Below are 14,761 nucleotides of genomic sequence, written 5' to 3'. Positions count from 1 at the left end.
CGCTCGAACTGGGTTCGGGCCCACCCTATGAACCTGGGCCCAGTTTATAAACTGGGCCCGGGGACGGGGCCCGGGCCCCGTCCAGAGAGAGGCGCGTGCACGGGTCGCGCGGACTACCGGCCGAGCATTTTCTGCAGCGCGGCCATTTCTTCTTCGGTGGGGCCGCCGGCCTTGCCCTTGCCGGGCTGGGCGCCGGAGCCGAGGCCGAGGCCGAAACCTGAGCCGGCGGCATCCGCTGAAGCAGTGTCACCGACGGGCTTGATTCCCGAGGCAATCGCTGCATTGTCGGCGGCACGCTTGGCGGGGTTGCCCGACTTTGACCCCTTCTTCTTCTGCGCCACCTTGGGCTTGCCGCCGTAGCCGGCGCCGGGGATCGGTCCCATGCCGGGAATGTTGGGCATTCCGCCCTTGGCGACGGTCTTCATCATCTTGGCGGCCTGCTCGAAGCGCTGCACGAGCTGGTTGACCTCGGTGACACTCGAGCCCGAGCCCTTGGCGATGCGCAGGCGGCGGGAGCCGTTGAGCAGTTTCGGAGTGGTGCGTTCGAGCTTGGTCATCGACTGGATGATGGCCTCGGTGCGCACGATCTCGCGCTCGTCGAAGTTCTCGAGCTGGGCCTTCATGGCGCCGGCGCCGGGCAACATGCTCATCATCTTCTTGATCGAGCCCATGTTGCGCAGTTGCTGCATCTGGCCGAGGAAGTCGTCGAGGGTGAAGGTGTCGGTCGCGAACTTCTCGGCGACCTTGCGGGCCTCATCTTCGTCGAACGCTCCCTGCGCCTGCTCGATCAGGGTGAGGATGTCACCGAGGTCGAGGATGCGGCCGGCCATACGGTCGGGGTGGAACGGCTCGAAGTCGTCGAGTCCTTCACCGGTGGAAGCGAACATGATCGGGCGACCGGTGAGGCTCGCGACCGAGAGGGCCGCGCCACCGCGGGCGTCGCCGTCGAGTTTGGTGAGCACGACGCCGGTGAAGTCGACGCCATCCTGGAACGCCTTCGCCGTTGCGACGGCGTCCTGGCCGATCATGGCATCGATGACGAAGAGCACCTCGTCGGGATCGATCGCCTTTCGGATGTTGGCAGCTTGCTTCATGAGCTCGGCATCGACGCCGAGCCGGCCAGCGGTGTCGACGATGACGACGTCGTGCACCTTCTGCAGGGCGTACTTCACGCCGTCGCGGGCAACCTTGACCGGGTCGCCGACGCCGTTACCGGGCTCAGGCGCGTACACGGCGACGCCGGCTTGCCGGGCGACGACCTCGAGCTGAGTGACCGCGTTGGGGCGCTGCAGGTCGGCGGCCACCAGCAGAGGGGTGTGGCCGTCTTTGGCGAGCCACTTGGCGAGCTTGCCGGCGAGGGTGGTCTTACCGGCACCCTGCAGGCCGGCGAGCATGATGATGGTCGGCGGTTTCTTGGCGAATTCCAACCGACGCTGCTGGCCGCCGAGAATCGTGATGAGTTCGTCGTTGACGATCTGCACGACCTGCTGGGCCGGGTTCAGCGCCTTGCTGACCTCGTCGCCTAATGCGCGCTCTCGAACCTTACCGGTGAAGTCCTTGACGACCTCGAGGGCGACGTCGGCGTCGAGCAGCGCGCGGCGAATCTCCCGAACGGTGCCGTCGACATCCGCTGCGCTGAGTTTGCCCTTGGTGCGGAGGTTTTTGAACGTCTCGGCAAGACGATCTGAGAGGTTTCCAAAAGTTGCCATAGTGGCGTCAGTTTATCGCAGGCGTTGCGCTCGGTGCGATCAGCCGTTCGACCGCACGGATGACGTTGGCACGCCGGACTGCTATGGCCACCGAGTCGAAACCGCCGCCGTGCGTCAGCATCCCGCCGGGCTCGTGCACCCAGGCCGAGGCGATACCGAAGACGAGCGTCATGAGCTGCGCCGGCTCCCACGATGCATCGACCCGTCCGGCGGCCTGGGCCAAACGGATGCGGCGCACCTGTTCGTCTCGGTAGCCGAGCATGACTTCCAGGGCTGGCAGCCAGGTACCGTCGGTTTCGAGGCGCGCCCAATCGATCATGCGCAGATGGTCGCCGTGGAGCATCGCGTGGTCGAACAGCGCTCCCGCGAAGGCCGGTACATCATTGTCAGTCAGCACAGCGTCACTCGAAAACTCCCGCAGATTTAACTCCAGAACCTCGAGGAAGAGTTGTTTCTTGTCGGAGTAGTACGCGTAGAGGCGTTCCTTGCTGGCCGACGCAGTCTTGGCGATGCGGTCGATGCGCGCTCCGGCGAGGCCGTGAGCGGCGAATTCCGCGCGCGCAGCCTCGAGAATCCGGGTCTGTGGGTCTGCTCCGCCTCGTGCCATACCGTTGACTATAACCAATAATTAATAAAACGAACTAGTTCGTTCGGTATAGTGACCCCTATGCCGACCCCACGATTTCGCACCGATCCACCCAGTACCGCCCCGGCCTCGCTGGCCGCCGCGTCATCTGTTTCCGCTGATCCGCCAGCGGCCAACTCCCGCCGGTGGTGGCTACTCGCCATTGTGGCGCTCGCCCAGCTCACCGTCGTGCTGGACGGCACCATTGTGAACATCGCGCTTCCCCAGGCGCAGATCGCGCTCGGCATGAGTGACGGCGACCGTACCTGGGTCGTCACTCTCTACTCGCTGGTGTTCGGCGCGCTGCTGCTCCTCGGCGGGCGCATCGCCGACTTCTGGGGCCGCAAACGTTCCTTCATCGTGGGCATGGCCGGGTTCGCCATCGCTTCGGCCATCGGCGGTGCTGCGCAGAACACCGGGGAGCTACTGGCTGCTCGTGGCCTGCAGGGGCTGTTCGCAGCCTTACTCGCTCCCGCCTCGCTCGCCCTACTCACCGTGAATTTTCCCGGCGGCAAGGACCGCATCAAGGCCTTTGCCCTCTACGGCGCAATCGCCGGCGGTGGCGCGGCCGTTGGCCTGATTCTCGGCGGCGTGCTCACCGAGTACGCGAGCTGGCGCTGGTGCCTGTTCGTGAACGTGCCGATCGCGATCGTAGCTATTGCGGCCGCCCTTCCGGTGATCCGGGAAAGTAAGGCACACGGCAACACCCGGTATGACGTGCCGGGGGCCATTCTCGTGGCGTTCGGTCTCGGATCCCTCGTCTTCGGCTTCGCCCAGGCCGAGAATGGCTGGGGCAGCTGGCCCGTGCTCGTCTGCCTCCCGCTCGGGCTGGTGCTGCTGGCACTGTTCGTGTTTGTGGAGAGCCGGTCCAATCATCCGCTTCTGCCGTTGCGCATCATCGTCGACAAGGTGCGCGGCGGAGCCTTCCTCACCGCTTTGCTTTCCGGCGCTGCGCTTCTTGGCGGACTGCTTTTTCTCACGCTCTATTTTCAGATCGTGCTGGGATACACCCCGATCCAGTCCGGTCTCGCTTCCCTACCGATGACGGCGACGATCATGATCGGTGCGGGGGTGCTGTCGAAGTTTCTCGCCAGCACCGGCGTACGCATTCCGATGACTGTCGGCCCGATCGTCGGCGCAGCCGGCCTGCTCTGGCTGACCGGCATCACGGTGGGCGGAAACTATGCGCTGGAGGTGCTGCCCGGGCTCATTCTGCTTGGAACCGGCCTCGCCCTGATCTTCGTGCCTCTTCAAAACGTGGCCCTGTCAGGAATTGCCGAACACGACGCCGGCGCGGCAAGCGCGGCCGTGACGGCCATGCAGCAGATCGGCGGCTCGCTCGGAACCGCGCTGTTCACCGCGCTCTACACGGCCGCAGTGAGTTCCTATCTGGTCGGCAAGGTACCCTCACCGGCCGCACAGTTCGGCGCGCTCGTGAGCGGCTACCAGTCCGCATTTCTGTGGGCGGCCATCATCATCTTCGCGGCGGCGCCCATTGCATTCTTCCTCGTACGCCCGCGCAGGGACGATCTGCTCGCACCGGAGCCCGCTGTGCACCTGGGGTAGCAGGATAGGCGGCCCGCGCACGCTCGCGGCCCACCTTATGAACGCGGGCCCAGTTTATAAACTGGGCCCGCGGACGGGGCCCGGGCCCCGTTCAATCAGCTGTCCAGGGCAACCAGGACGGTGTCGCCGTGCACGTCGATCGTCACGACGAGCAGTCCGTCGGAATCGTCGGGACTGATGGCATATTCGAGCACCGCGAAGTGCGCCTCGCTGCCGGCGTGATGCGGGTGAAAACTGATGCGCTGCAGGCGCAGCGAGCGCAGAAAGTCAATCTGCTGGTCGCCGGAATCCCAGATGATGGCGTTTTCGATCGCCTCCTGGTCCATCTCGTCGAGCTGCTCACCGATGTACTGGCTCGTCACTGATACCTCGGCCGACAGGTCAGCCACGAGGGATTCGCGCACCTGGGAGTCGAGGTCCTCCATCGAGCTGATCATCGCAGCAGCAATGTCGAGCGCCTCGGTGACCACCGAATCTTCATCGGGCGAACTGAGATCGATTTCGATGCTCTGGTCGCCGAGCTCGACGGAGTCCGACCAGTACACCTCTCCTTCGTCTTCGTCGCCGAGAATTCCGAAGAAATCGTGTTCAATGCTCATGCTGGTCTCACTGTCTCTTGAATGTAATAGTCGATCAGCCGACGAGTTTCTGGGCGAACACGTGCGGGGTGAAACCGGTGAGATCGTTGATGCCTTCACCCTGTCCAACCAGTTTGATGGGAATACCGGTCTTCTCCTGTACCGCCAGCACGAAGCCACCACGGGCTGAGCCGTCAAGCTTGGTCAGCACGAGCCCGGTCACCCCGGCGTGCTCGATGAACGCTTCGGCCTGGGCGAGTCCGTTCTGGCCGGTCGTCGCGTCGAGTACGAGCAGCACCTCGGCGATCGGCCCCTGCTTCTCCACCACCCGCCGAATCTTGGTGAGCTCGTCCATCAGGCCCCCCTTGGTCTGCAGGCGCCCGGCGGTGTCAATGAGCACGATTTCAATGCCCTCGTTCTTCGCCTTCTCCACGGTCTGAAAAGCGACGGATGCCGGATCCTGGCCGGTCATCTGCGGTTTCACGATCTGCGCCTCGGCGCGCTCGGCCCAGGTGGCCAGCTGTTCGACAGCGCCGGCCCGGAATGTGTCAGCAGCCCCGATCACGACGCTGCGACCGTAGGTATTGAGAAACTTTGCGAACTTGCCGATCGTCGTGGTCTTGCCGACGCCGTTGACGCCGACGACGAGCACGACGGCCGGCCGATCGGAGAGCGTGAGGGTGGAGTCGAGAACCGAGAGGCGCTCTTCGATGCCTTCACGCAGCATCCGCTGAAGGTCGGTCGGGTCGGTCGTGTTGTATTTGGCGACCTTGGCACGCAGGTCGGCGATGACGGCTTCGGTGACATTCGGGCCGAAATCGGCTTTCAGCAGGGCGTCCTCGAGGTCATCCCAGGTGTCCGCGTCGATGGTCTTCTTCGCGAACATTCCGCGCAGTGCGCCAGAGAGGGACCAGGGGGTTCGTTCAGCCATGTGCCTAGCCTACGGGGACGCCGCCGCCTTCCGCGCGGTGAGGGACGCGGTCAGGCCGCAGCATGCCAGCTGCCGATTGAACACGCAAGCGGTTCCGCGCAACCTGTGTGACGCCGCGTGACAGTGTGTGACAGCGCATGACCCGCTCACCGCGCCCCCGTTCGTGCGGCGCAGTAGCGTGAGAGTCGTTGGTCCGGTTCGTAAACCCCGGGGCAGCGCCGCAAACCGAGGGAGCCCACGTGCCGAACGAATCCGAGACGGTGCACAGCGAAACGGCCGTGGCCGCGAACGCACCGGCCGCGACCAAGTTGCCCGCAGCCCGTCCGCCGCGGCCTTCAACCCGCCCGAACGGCCAGTGGAAGATAGACGGCACCGAACCGCTCAACGGCAACGAGGTCTGGAAGCAGATCGACAACGGCCTCGCTGTACGTGGCCGTATCGAAGAAATCTATTCCAAGCAGGGGTTCGATTCCATTGACGGCACCGACCTGCACGGCCGTTTTCGCTGGTGGGGCCTCTACACGCAGCGTAAGCCCGGCATCGACGGCGGCAGGACCGCCACCCTCGAGCCGGAAGAACTCGAAGACCGCTACTTCATGCTGCGGGTGCGCATCGACGGCGGCCAGCTCACCACCGAACAGACCCGCGTGATCGGTGAGGTCTCCCGCGACTTCGGCCGCGACACCGCCGACATCACCGACCGCCAGAATATTCAGCTGCACTGGATCCAGATCGAGGACATGCCCGAAATCTGGCGCCGTCTCGAAGCCGTTGGCCTGGAAACCACCCAGGCCTGCGGCGACGTACCCCGCGTCTTCCTCGGCTCCCCCGTGGCCGGAATCGCTGCCGATGAACTCATCGACCCCACCGAAGCCATCGCCGAAATCGCCCGTAAGTACCTCGGCACCGACGAATTCGCCAACCTGCCCCGCAAATTCAAGACGGCCATCACCGGCCACCCGAGCCAGGATGTCGTGCACGAGATCAATGACATCGGTCTCGTAGCCGTCGACCACCCCGAGCTCGGCATCGGCTATGACCTGTGGGTAGGCGGCGCCCTCAGCACCACCCCGCGCCTCGCCGAACGGCTGGGTGCCTTCGTGGCCGAAGACCGAGTATCCGAGGTGTGGCGCGGCGTCACCTCGATCTTTCGGGACTACGGCTACCGTCGCCTCCGCGGCAAAGCACGCCTGAAATTTCTACTTGCCGAATGGGGCACCGAGAAATTCCGTCGCATTCTCGAAGACGAATACCTCGGCTACCCCCTGCCAGACGGGCCCGCTGCGCCGCGCCCGAAGACGCAGGGTGACCACATCGGTGTGCACAAACAGAAGGACGGCCGCTTCTACATCGGCGTGGCGCCCTTCGTCGGCCGAGTTTCCGGCCAAACCCTCATCCGCCTCGCCGACCTGCTCGAATCCTACGGCTCGAGCAGGCTGCGCACGACGCCACACCAGAAGATCGTGGTGCTCGACGTAGCTGAAGAACACGTGGAGCCGCTCATCGCGGCCCTCGACGAGATCGGGCTATCGGCCCGCCCCAGCCTGTTCCGCCGCTCCACCGTCGCCTGCACCGGCATCGAATTCTGCAAGCTCGCCATTGTCGAAACCAAGCAGACGGCAACGGATGCCATCCTCGAGCTCGAACAACGCCTCGCCACCATCGAGGCCCCGCACCCCATCACCCTGCACGTCAACGGCTGCCCCAACTCCTGCGCCCGCATTCAGGCGGCGGATATCGGGCTGAAAGGCCAGCTGCTGCCGGATGGCAACGGCGGTTCCACCCCTGGTTTCCAGGTGCACCTGGGCGGCGGTCTCGCCTCGGTCGATCGCGAAGAAGCCGGCCTCGGCCGCACCGTGCGTGGCCTCAAGGTCACCGCCGAGAACCTCACCGACTACGTCGAACGCCTCGTGCTGCGCTTTCTAGCCGCCCGCAGCGCCGACGAAACTTTTGCGCAGTGGGCACACCGCGCCGATGAAGAGGACCTCAAATGAGCGCTGTCAATCTGAACGCCAAGATACGCCAGACCCGCGCTGCCACGTCCCCCGCCCGCGACCTGCCGCCGCGTCGATCGGACGTCGAGCTTCAGGCCCTCGCCGAAGCCGGCTCCATTGAGCTCGCAGCGGCCGCGGCCGCCAACAACCGTGAGGCCACCGCCGCCGAGGTCGTGGCCTGGGTCGCCCGCAATTTCGGCGTTGGCTCTGTTGCCGTCGCCTGCTCCATGGCCGACGCGGTGCTGCCCGAGATCGTGTCGCAGCAGCTGCCCGGCGTCGACGTGCTCTTTCTCGACACCGGGTATCACTTCGCCGAGACCTATGCAACCCGCGACGCGGTAGCTGCCGCCCTGCCGGTGACGATTGTCGACGTGCTGCCGCTGAAGACGGTGCCGGAGCAGGATGCCCTGCACGGCGCCGAACTCTTTGCCCGCGACGCCAACGCCTGCTGCGCGATGCGCAAGGTCGAACCGCTACAGCGGTCGCTCAGCGGCTACGAGCTGTGGTTCACCGGCGTGCGCCGGGACGAAGCACCCACCCGCGCCAACACGCCGCTGGTGACCTGGGACGAACGCAACGGCTTGGTGAAGGTGAACCCGGTTGCCGCCTGGAGCTATGACGAGCTCATGGACTACGCCACCGAACACCAAGTTCCCGTGAACATATTGCTCTCCCAGGGCTATCCCTCCATTGGTTGCGCCCCGTGCACCCAGCCCGTCGCGGCTGGTGCTGACCCCCGTTCCGGCCGCTGGGCCACCCTCGAGAAGACAGAATGCGGGCTCCACCTATGACGATCGCAACTTCACACCGCCTCTCCGAACTTGACGTGCTCGAGAGCGAAGCGATCCACATTATTCGCGAGGTCGTCGCCGAGTTCGAACGCCCCGTACTGCTGTTCAGCGGCGGCAAGGACTCCGTCGTCGTACTGCACCTCGCCGCGAAGGCGTTCTGGCCTGGCAAGATTCCGTTCTCGCTGCTGCATGTGGACACCGGCCACAACTTTCCCGAAGTGCTCGAGTTTCGCGACAAAACCGTCGCCGCGCACGGCGTACGTCTGACCGTCGCCAAGGTCGAGGATTACATCGCCGACGGCCGCCTGGCGGAACGCGCCGATGGCACCCGCAACCCGCTGCAGACCCTCCCACTGCTCGACGCCATTGCAGCCGGTCGGCACGATGCGGTCTTCGGAGGCGCTCGTCGCGACGAAGATAAAGCGCGCGCGAAGGAGCGCATCCTCTCGCTACGCGATGAGTTCGGGCAGTGGGACCCGCGCAACCAACGCCCCGAACTGTGGAACCTCTACAACGGCCGCCACACCGTCGGCCAGCACGTTCGCGCCTTTCCGATCAGCAACTGGACCGAACTCAACGTCTGGCGCTACATCGAACGCGAGAACATCGAACTGCCCCCGCTCTACTACGCCCACGAGCGTGAGGTGTATCGCCGCGACGACATGTGGCGTGCCGTCGGACCGGTGAGCCCGGCACGAGCCGACGAGACCGTCGAAGTTCGCACCGTGCGCTACCGCACGGTGGGCGATATGAGCTGCACCGGCGCGGTCGACTCGGCAGCGGTATCCGTCTCCGACGTCGTGCGCGAGGTGGGAGTGAGCACCATCACCGAACGCGGCGCGACCCGCGCCGACGACCGCATCTCCGAGGCCGCCATGGAAGACCGCAAAAAGGAAGGATATTTCTAATGAAGAATTCGCTCCGTTTGGGCGCCCTCATGCTGGGAACGTCCCTTCTGCTCAGTGGATGCGCCGCCACGGCCAGCACCGAGCCCGCAACCGACCAGGGTCCCGCCGCCGAACTTCGCCTGGGCTACTTCGACAACGTCACCCACGCCGCGGCGCTCGTCGGGCTGCAGAACGGCTACTTCGCGGATACCCTCGGCGACACGAAACTGAGCACCCAGATTTTCAGTGCTGGCCCGGCGGCCGTTGAGGCACTCAGCGCCGGCGCCATCGACGCCGCGTACATCGGCCCGAGCCCAGCCGTGAACACGTTCATTCAAAGCGCCGGCCAGTCGGCCGTTATCGTGGCCGGAGCCACGAGCGGCGGCGCCGCGCTCGTGGTGCGAGACGGCATCGACAGCCCGGCCGACCTGGCCGGCACGATCCTCGCCACTCCGCAGTTGGGCAACACCCAGGATGTCGCCCTGCGATCCTGGCTCGGCGACGAGGGTTACGAAACCAGCACCACCGGAGGCGGCGACGTCACGGTGTCCCCCACCGATAACGCGCAGACTTTCACCCTGTTCCAGAGCGGCAAGATCGACGGCGCCTGGCTGCCTGAACCCTGGGTCTCCCGGCTTGTACTCGAAGGCGGCGGCCACGTGCTGGTCAATGAAGCCGACCTCTGGGACAACGGCGATTTTCCCACCACCGTACTGCTCGTGCGCAAAGCCTTTCTCGAGGAGCACCCGGACACGGTGAGGGCCCTGCTCGACGGGCACGCCACCGCCGTGGACTGGCTCACCCAGAACCCGGCCGACGCCCCGGCCGTCATCAACGCTCAGCTCACGGCCGACACCGGCAAGGCTCTCGCCGACGATGTTCTGGCTCGCGCCCTGACCGAAGTGAAATTCACTGTCGACCCGCTCGCCACGACCTTTCCGGCGTTACTGGGCGAGGCGGTCAAGGTCGGCACCGCCAAGGACGGCGACCTGAACGGCCTGTTCAACGTGACACTGCTCAACGCCGTACTAGCCGAACGCTCTGAAGGACCGGTCTCGGCCGGCGGATTGGGAACGGAATAACATATGACCCTCACCATTGACCCCCAGGCCAGCACCGAAAACGACTTCGTCGCCGCTCCCGAAGGCACCCTCTTTCGCTTCGCAACGGCCGGTTCCGTCGACGACGGCAAGTCCACCCTGGTGGGCCGACTGCTGCACGACTCGAAGGCGATCCTGGCCGACCAGCTCGAAGCGGTCACCCGAACCTCCACCGAACGCGGCTTCGGCGGCGAGAGCGGCGGCATCGACTTCGCCCTCCTGACCGACGGCTTGCGCGCCGAACGTGAACAGGGCATCACCATCGACGTGGCCTACCGCTACTTCGCAACGCCCGCGCGGTCCTTTATTCTCGCGGACTGCCCCGGCCACGTGCAGTACACCCGCAACATGGTCACCGGCGCCACCACAGCGGATGCTGTCATCATGCTCATCGACGCCCGCAAAGGGGTGCTCGAGCAGACGCGCCGTCATCTCAGCGTCGTCGCGCTGCTGCGGGTACCGCACGTGATCGTCGCGGTCAACAAGATCGATCTGCTGGACTACGACGAAGCCGCGTACCGAGAGGTGGAGGCATCCGTTCGTCTCGTCACCGCCGAACTCGGAATCGCTGAGGTTCTCGTGATTCCAGTGTCGGCATTGGTCGGCGACAACGTCGTCGACCGCTCAGAGCGCACGCCTTGGTATGCCGGGCCGAGCCTGCTTGAACTGCTGGAGACGCTCAGCGTGATCGATGACCTCGACGCATCTGGGCGGGCCTCCGAGGCATTCCGGCTGCCCGTGCAGCTCGTACTGCGCCCGCAGGGCGCTGTCGTCGTGGCCCCCGAGCTCGCCGACTCCTACCGCGACTATCGGGCCTATGCTGGCCAGATCGCGAGCGGCAGCATCAAGGTGGGTGACACCGTCAGCGTTGAACCCGGCGGCGGCACCAGCACCGTCACCAGCATCGACTTCGCCGGGGTATTTCTCGACGAAGCCTTCGCGCCGCAGTCGGTTGCCCTGCAGCTGGCCGACAATCTCGACATTGCCCGCGGCGCCATCATCGCAGCGCTGGACACCCTGCCGCCTCTTACCCGCACGCTCGAAGCCGACCTGTTCTGGCTCGACCCGCGCCCGCTCGCTCCGGGCGCCCGAGTTCTGGTGAAGTTCGGCACGACCGTGGTGCAGGCCCTGGTCAGTGAGGTCACCGGTCGGCTCGACCTGACGACGCTCGGCGTTGAACCGGCGACAAACCTGGCCGTGAACGATATCGGGCAGGCCAGCATCCGGTTATCGCGCGATCTGCCCGTGGAACGCTACGTGCAGAACCGCCGCTCGGGCGCTTTTCTCGTGATTCACCCGCAGGACGGCGCAACCCTCGCCGCCGGCATCGTCACCGCACCGGGCGAGCCCACCCGGGCCGGCGATGGCTCGGGCGCCGGGTCGGACGTGTCGCCGTGACCTCCCCCGCACGCACGTCAGTCGTGACAGCACCCGTGCAGACCACTGAACCGGCCGTCGCCGCGCAGCTAGCCGCAATCACGATCGAGTCCCTCGGTAAGCGCTACGGCACCGGCCCACTTGTGCTCGACGATATCAACCTCTCGATCGAGGCCGGCCAGTTCGTCTGCTTGCTCGGTGCGAGCGGATGCGGCAAGTCCACCCTGCTCAACATCATCGCCGGCCTCGAGAAGCCGACGGAAGGCGCCGTGACCGTGGCGAGCGGTAAAGCCGCCGTCATGTTCCAGGACGCCGCTTTGTTTCCCTGGCTGACCGCCGGCCGCAACGTGGAGCTCGCTCTGAAACTACGCGGGGTGCCGCGCAAAGCGCGGGTCGCAGCGGCACTCGAACTGCTTGATCTGGTCAACCTGGCCGATGCCGCCGACAAGCGCCCGCACGAGCTCTCCGGCGGCATGCGGCAGCGGGTCGCCCTGGCTCGTTCGCTGGCGCAGGACCGCAAGGTGCTGCTCATGGACGAACCGTTCGCCGCCCTCGACGCCATCACCCGGGACCTGCTGCACGAAGAGCTCGAACGGGTGTGGCGCCAGACCGGGCGCACCATCGTCTTCGTCACCCACAACGTGCGGGAAGCGGCCCGGTTGGGCGAACGAATTCTGTTGATGTCGTCGCGCCCCGGCCGCATCGTCAACGAGTGGACCATCACCGATACCGGCTCCCGCCGAATCGAATCCCCCGAGGTAGCTCGTCTGGGCGACGAGATCACTGGCCAGCTGCGAGAGGAGATCCGCCGCAATGCCGCTTGACGCTCGAATTGACACCACCCCTGCCGCACCGCACACACCCGACCCCGGCCACGACGAATTTCGTCGCCTCGAAGCTGGCCTGGATTCGTTGCAGGCCGTCCCCGAAACGCCCCGCGGAGCTTTCCGCCGCACCGTCGACGGTGTCCTGCCACCGATTCTGCTGCTCATCGCCCTCGTCGCGGCCTGGCAGGTCTATATCCTTATCGCCAAACCGCGGCCGGACCTGATCCCCGGGCCGTTCGACGTGTTCGGTGCCCTGGCCGGCGCATGGTCGAGTGAGCGCCTGCAGCTCGCAGTCGCGACGAGCCTCGAACGCGGCGGCCTCGGCTTTCTGATCGCCGTCGCCATCGGCACCCCGATCGGGCTGCTGCTCGCTGAATGCCGCCCGGTACGACGGGCCGTCGGCCCACTGTTGTCTGGTCTGCAGGTGCTGCCCTCGGTCGCGTGGGTGCCAGCCGCGATCATCTGGTTCGGCCTGACCGATGCCACGGTGTACTTCGTCATCCTGATGGGCGCCGTTCCCTCGATCGCCAACGGACTCGTGTCCGGTGTCGACCAGATTCCGCCGCAGCTTCGCCGCGTCGGAACGGTACTCGGCGCCTCCCGGTTCGAGATGGCGACCCTCGTGGTGCTTCCGGCCGCGCTGCCCGGCTATTTCTCCGGCCTCAAGCAGGGCTGGGCTTTCGCGTGGCGTTCGTTGATGGCCGCAGAGATCATCACGACCGGCGGTACGATCGGATTCGGCCTCGGTACAATGCTTAACCAGAGCCGCGAACTGGCCGATCTCGCGGGCGTGCTCGCAACGATCCTGGTGATTCTGTTCGTCGGGATACTGGTCGAACTGGTGTTTTTCGCTCCGATCGAGCGTCGCCTGTTGCGCCGCCGCGGGCTCATGGCCGCCGGCTTGCGTTGAACCGCGCGCATCCACTTTTCTCCCCTGTTCTCTTGTGAAAGGCCCGTTATGACCCCCGCTTCTTCTGCCCTGCGTGTTGCCATCATCGGCGCCGGCCCAGCCGGCATCTACGCCGGCAACATTCTCAATCGGCTCGTGGTCGAGGCGGGCCACACCGTGGCCATCGACCTGTTCGATTCGCTGCCCGCACCGTACGGGCTGATTCGCTACGGCGTCGCCCCCGACCACCCGCGCATCAAGGGCATCGTCAAGTCGTTACAGGAGATGCTCGACGCAGGCACGATCCGCTTCATCGGTAACGTCACGTACGGCACCGACCTGAACCTCGCCGATCTGCGCGAGCACTACCATGCGGTCATCTTCGCGACCGGCGCCATTCTCGATGCCCCACTCGTCATTCCCGGCATCGACCTGCCCGGCTCGTTCGGCGCCGCCGACTTCGTCTCCTGGTACGACGGGCACCCCGACGTATCGCTGGAATGGCCACTCGACGCAACCGACGTGGCGGTCATCGGCAACGGCAACGTCGCCCTGGATGTGGCCCGCATTCTCGCCAAGCACGCCGACGACCTGCTCACCACCGACATTCCCGCGTCGGTCTACGCCGGCCTCGCCGGGTCTCCGGTCACCGACGTGCACGTATTCGGTCGTCGCGGACCATCACAGGTCAAATTCACCCCGATCGAACTGCGTGAACTCGCCGACATCCCCGATGTCGACCTCGTGGTCTATGCCGAAGATTTCACGCCCGACTCATACAGTGAACAGCTCGTCGCCAGCAACAACCAGGTCAAGATCATGACCCGCACGCTGAACGGATGGCTCACCAAGGCTCCCCTCGGCGCCTCGCGTCGCCTGCACCTGCACTTTCTGCACGCGCCGGTCGAAGTGTACGGAGACGGTCGGGTAGAAGGAATCCGTTTTGAACGCACCGAACACACCGGAGACGGCGGGGTGCGGGCGACCGGGCAGGTCGTCGATTACCCGGTACAGGCCGTCTATCGCGCGGTCGGCTACCGGGGCAGCGCGCTCACCGAGGTACCGTTCGACGCCGTTCGCGGTGTCATTCCCAACGACGGCGGGCGGGTGCTCGACGCAGCCGGCGACGCGATCGCGGGACTGTACGCCACCGGGTGGATCAAGCGCGGTCCGGTCGGCCTCATCGGTCATACCAAGGGCGATGCCCTCGAGACCGTGACCCGGCTTGTGGCCGACCTGCCCGTGCTCGTATCCCGTGCAACGGTCGATCAGGGCGCAGATATGATTCTGGCGCTGCTCACGGACCGCGGCGTGGAGTACACCACTTGGGCTGGATGGCGCGCCCTCGACGTGCACGAGCAGTTGCTCGGCAGCCAGGATCTGGTCACCCCCGGCCGGGAGCGGATCAAGGTCATTTCCCGGGCCGAACAGGTCGCCATTTCTCGTGTGGAAGCGTTGTCGGCCCTATGACGTATGTGATCGCTCTT

Annotated in this window: 13 protein-coding genes; 9 read left to right on the top strand and 4 right to left on the bottom strand. The window is 65.6% G+C overall.

Annotated elements, in window-relative coordinates; translation table 11 throughout:
* Positions 1 to 113: 113 nt before the first annotated feature.
* Together ffh and E3T27_RS15185 are read right to left on the bottom strand one after the other, a co-directional pair.
* The gene (gene ffh / locus E3T27_RS15190) at positions 114 to 1,709 is read right to left on the bottom strand and encodes a signal recognition particle protein (protein WP_134573788.1); all 1,596 of its coding nucleotides are present in this window, start codon (positions 1,707 to 1,709) and stop codon (positions 114 to 116) included.
* 7 nt (positions 1,710 to 1,716) lie between these two features.
* Positions 1,717 to 2,316: a TetR/AcrR family transcriptional regulator gene (locus tag E3T27_RS15185; protein WP_134573786.1), complete on the bottom strand. Its 600-nt coding sequence runs from the start codon at positions 2,314 to 2,316 to the stop codon at positions 1,717 to 1,719.
* Positions 2,317 to 2,376: 60 nt separating this feature from the next.
* Between E3T27_RS15185 and E3T27_RS15180 the strand changes: the two genes are divergently transcribed.
* Positions 2,377 to 3,900, top strand: a complete 1,524-nt coding sequence (locus E3T27_RS15180) for an MFS transporter (RefSeq protein ID WP_134573784.1) — start codon at positions 2,377 to 2,379, stop codon at positions 3,898 to 3,900.
* Positions 3,901 to 3,995: 95 nt separating this feature from the next.
* Here E3T27_RS15180 and E3T27_RS15175 read toward each other — a convergent pair whose 3' ends face one another.
* Together E3T27_RS15175 and ftsY are read right to left on the bottom strand one after the other, a co-directional pair.
* The gene (locus tag E3T27_RS15175; protein ID WP_104197681.1) at positions 3,996 to 4,499 is read right to left on the bottom strand and encodes a DUF2004 domain-containing protein; all 504 of its coding nucleotides are present in this window, start codon (positions 4,497 to 4,499) and stop codon (positions 3,996 to 3,998) included.
* Between the two features lie 34 nt (positions 4,500 to 4,533).
* On the bottom strand, positions 4,534 to 5,409 hold the full coding sequence (gene ftsY, locus E3T27_RS15170) for a signal recognition particle-docking protein FtsY (RefSeq protein ID WP_104197680.1): 876 nt from the start codon (positions 5,407 to 5,409) through the stop codon (positions 4,534 to 4,536).
* Positions 5,410 to 5,648: 239 nt separating this feature from the next.
* Between ftsY and E3T27_RS15165 the strand changes: the two genes are divergently transcribed.
* Genes E3T27_RS15165 through E3T27_RS15130 form a run of 8 tightly spaced genes read left to right on the top strand, consistent with a single transcriptional unit; the run spans position 5,649 to position 14,744 of the window.
* Positions 5,649 to 7,403 (top strand): nitrite/sulfite reductase, encoded by a 1,755-nt coding sequence (locus E3T27_RS15165; RefSeq protein WP_369831164.1) that lies wholly within the window; start codon positions 5,649 to 5,651, stop codon positions 7,401 to 7,403.
* Positions 7,400 to 8,194 (top strand): phosphoadenylyl-sulfate reductase, encoded by a 795-nt coding sequence (locus E3T27_RS15160; protein ID WP_134573782.1) that lies wholly within the window; start codon positions 7,400 to 7,402, stop codon positions 8,192 to 8,194. The genes E3T27_RS15165 and E3T27_RS15160 overlap by 4 nt, the downstream gene beginning before the upstream one ends.
* Positions 8,191 to 9,102, top strand: coding sequence for a sulfate adenylyltransferase subunit CysD (gene cysD, locus E3T27_RS15155; RefSeq protein ID WP_174722231.1), 912 nt, complete (start codon positions 8,191 to 8,193; stop codon positions 9,100 to 9,102). Before E3T27_RS15160 ends, cysD begins: the two co-directional genes overlap by 4 nt.
* Positions 9,102 to 10,163 carry an ABC transporter substrate-binding protein gene (locus E3T27_RS15150; protein ID WP_134573778.1) on the top strand — a complete coding sequence of 354 codons (1,062 nt, stop codon included), beginning with the start codon at positions 9,102 to 9,104 and terminating at the stop codon, positions 10,161 to 10,163. Before cysD ends, E3T27_RS15150 begins: the two co-directional genes overlap by 1 nt.
* 3 nt (positions 10,164 to 10,166) lie before the next feature.
* Positions 10,167 to 11,579, top strand: coding sequence for a sulfate adenylyltransferase subunit 1 (locus tag E3T27_RS15145; protein WP_104197676.1), 1,413 nt, complete (start codon positions 10,167 to 10,169; stop codon positions 11,577 to 11,579).
* A gap of 23 nt (positions 11,580 to 11,602) precedes the next feature.
* Positions 11,603 to 12,382 carry an ABC transporter ATP-binding protein gene (locus tag E3T27_RS15140; RefSeq protein ID WP_241992279.1) on the top strand — a complete coding sequence of 260 codons (780 nt, stop codon included), beginning with the start codon at positions 11,603 to 11,605 and terminating at the stop codon, positions 12,380 to 12,382.
* Positions 12,372 to 13,295 (top strand): ABC transporter permease, encoded by a 924-nt coding sequence (locus E3T27_RS15135; RefSeq protein ID WP_104197675.1) that lies wholly within the window; start codon positions 12,372 to 12,374, stop codon positions 13,293 to 13,295. The genes E3T27_RS15140 and E3T27_RS15135 overlap by 11 nt, the downstream gene beginning before the upstream one ends.
* A gap of 48 nt (positions 13,296 to 13,343) precedes the next feature.
* Entirely contained in the window at positions 13,344 to 14,744 is a 1,401-nt protein-coding gene (locus E3T27_RS15130; protein WP_134573776.1) for an FAD-dependent oxidoreductase, read from the top strand.
* The last annotated feature ends 17 nt before the right edge of the window (positions 14,745 to 14,761 follow it).

Origin of the sequence: Cryobacterium lyxosi, assembly GCF_004403345.1 — a bacterium.
Taxonomy (GTDB): domain Bacteria; phylum Actinomycetota; class Actinomycetes; order Actinomycetales; family Microbacteriaceae; genus Cryobacterium; species Cryobacterium lyxosi.
The sequence above is the reverse complement of the archived record's forward strand: the minus strand, read 5'-3'. Positions and strand labels throughout refer to the sequence as shown.

Bases quoted from the DNA above. Each gene is read 5' to 3' on its own strand.
- ffh (WP_134573788.1), bottom strand. From the start codon at position 1,709: ATGGCAACTTTTGGAAACCTCTCAGATCGTCTTGCCGAGACGTTCAAA.
- E3T27_RS15175 (WP_104197681.1), bottom strand. From the start codon at position 4,499: ATGAGCATTGAACACGATTTCTTCGGAATTCTCGGCGACGAAGACGAA.
- E3T27_RS15145 (WP_104197676.1), top strand. From the start codon at position 10,167: ATGACCCTCACCATTGACCCCCAGGCCAGCACCGAAAACGACTTCGTC.
- E3T27_RS15150 (WP_134573778.1), top strand. From the start codon at position 9,102: ATGAAGAATTCGCTCCGTTTGGGCGCCCTCATGCTGGGAACGTCCCTT.
- E3T27_RS15130 (WP_134573776.1), top strand. From the start codon at position 13,344: ATGACCCCCGCTTCTTCTGCCCTGCGTGTTGCCATCATCGGCGCCGGC.
- E3T27_RS15185 (WP_134573786.1), bottom strand. From the start codon at position 2,316: ATGGCACGAGGCGGAGCAGACCCACAGACCCGGATTCTCGAGGCTGCG.
- E3T27_RS15160 (WP_134573782.1), top strand. From the start codon at position 7,400: ATGAGCGCTGTCAATCTGAACGCCAAGATACGCCAGACCCGCGCTGCC.
- ftsY (WP_104197680.1), bottom strand. From the start codon at position 5,409: ATGGCTGAACGAACCCCCTGGTCCCTCTCTGGCGCACTGCGCGGAATG.
- cysD (WP_174722231.1), top strand. From the start codon at position 8,191: ATGACGATCGCAACTTCACACCGCCTCTCCGAACTTGACGTGCTCGAG.
- E3T27_RS15180 (WP_134573784.1), top strand. From the start codon at position 2,377: ATGCCGACCCCACGATTTCGCACCGATCCACCCAGTACCGCCCCGGCC.
- E3T27_RS15135 (WP_104197675.1), top strand. From the start codon at position 12,372: ATGCCGCTTGACGCTCGAATTGACACCACCCCTGCCGCACCGCACACA.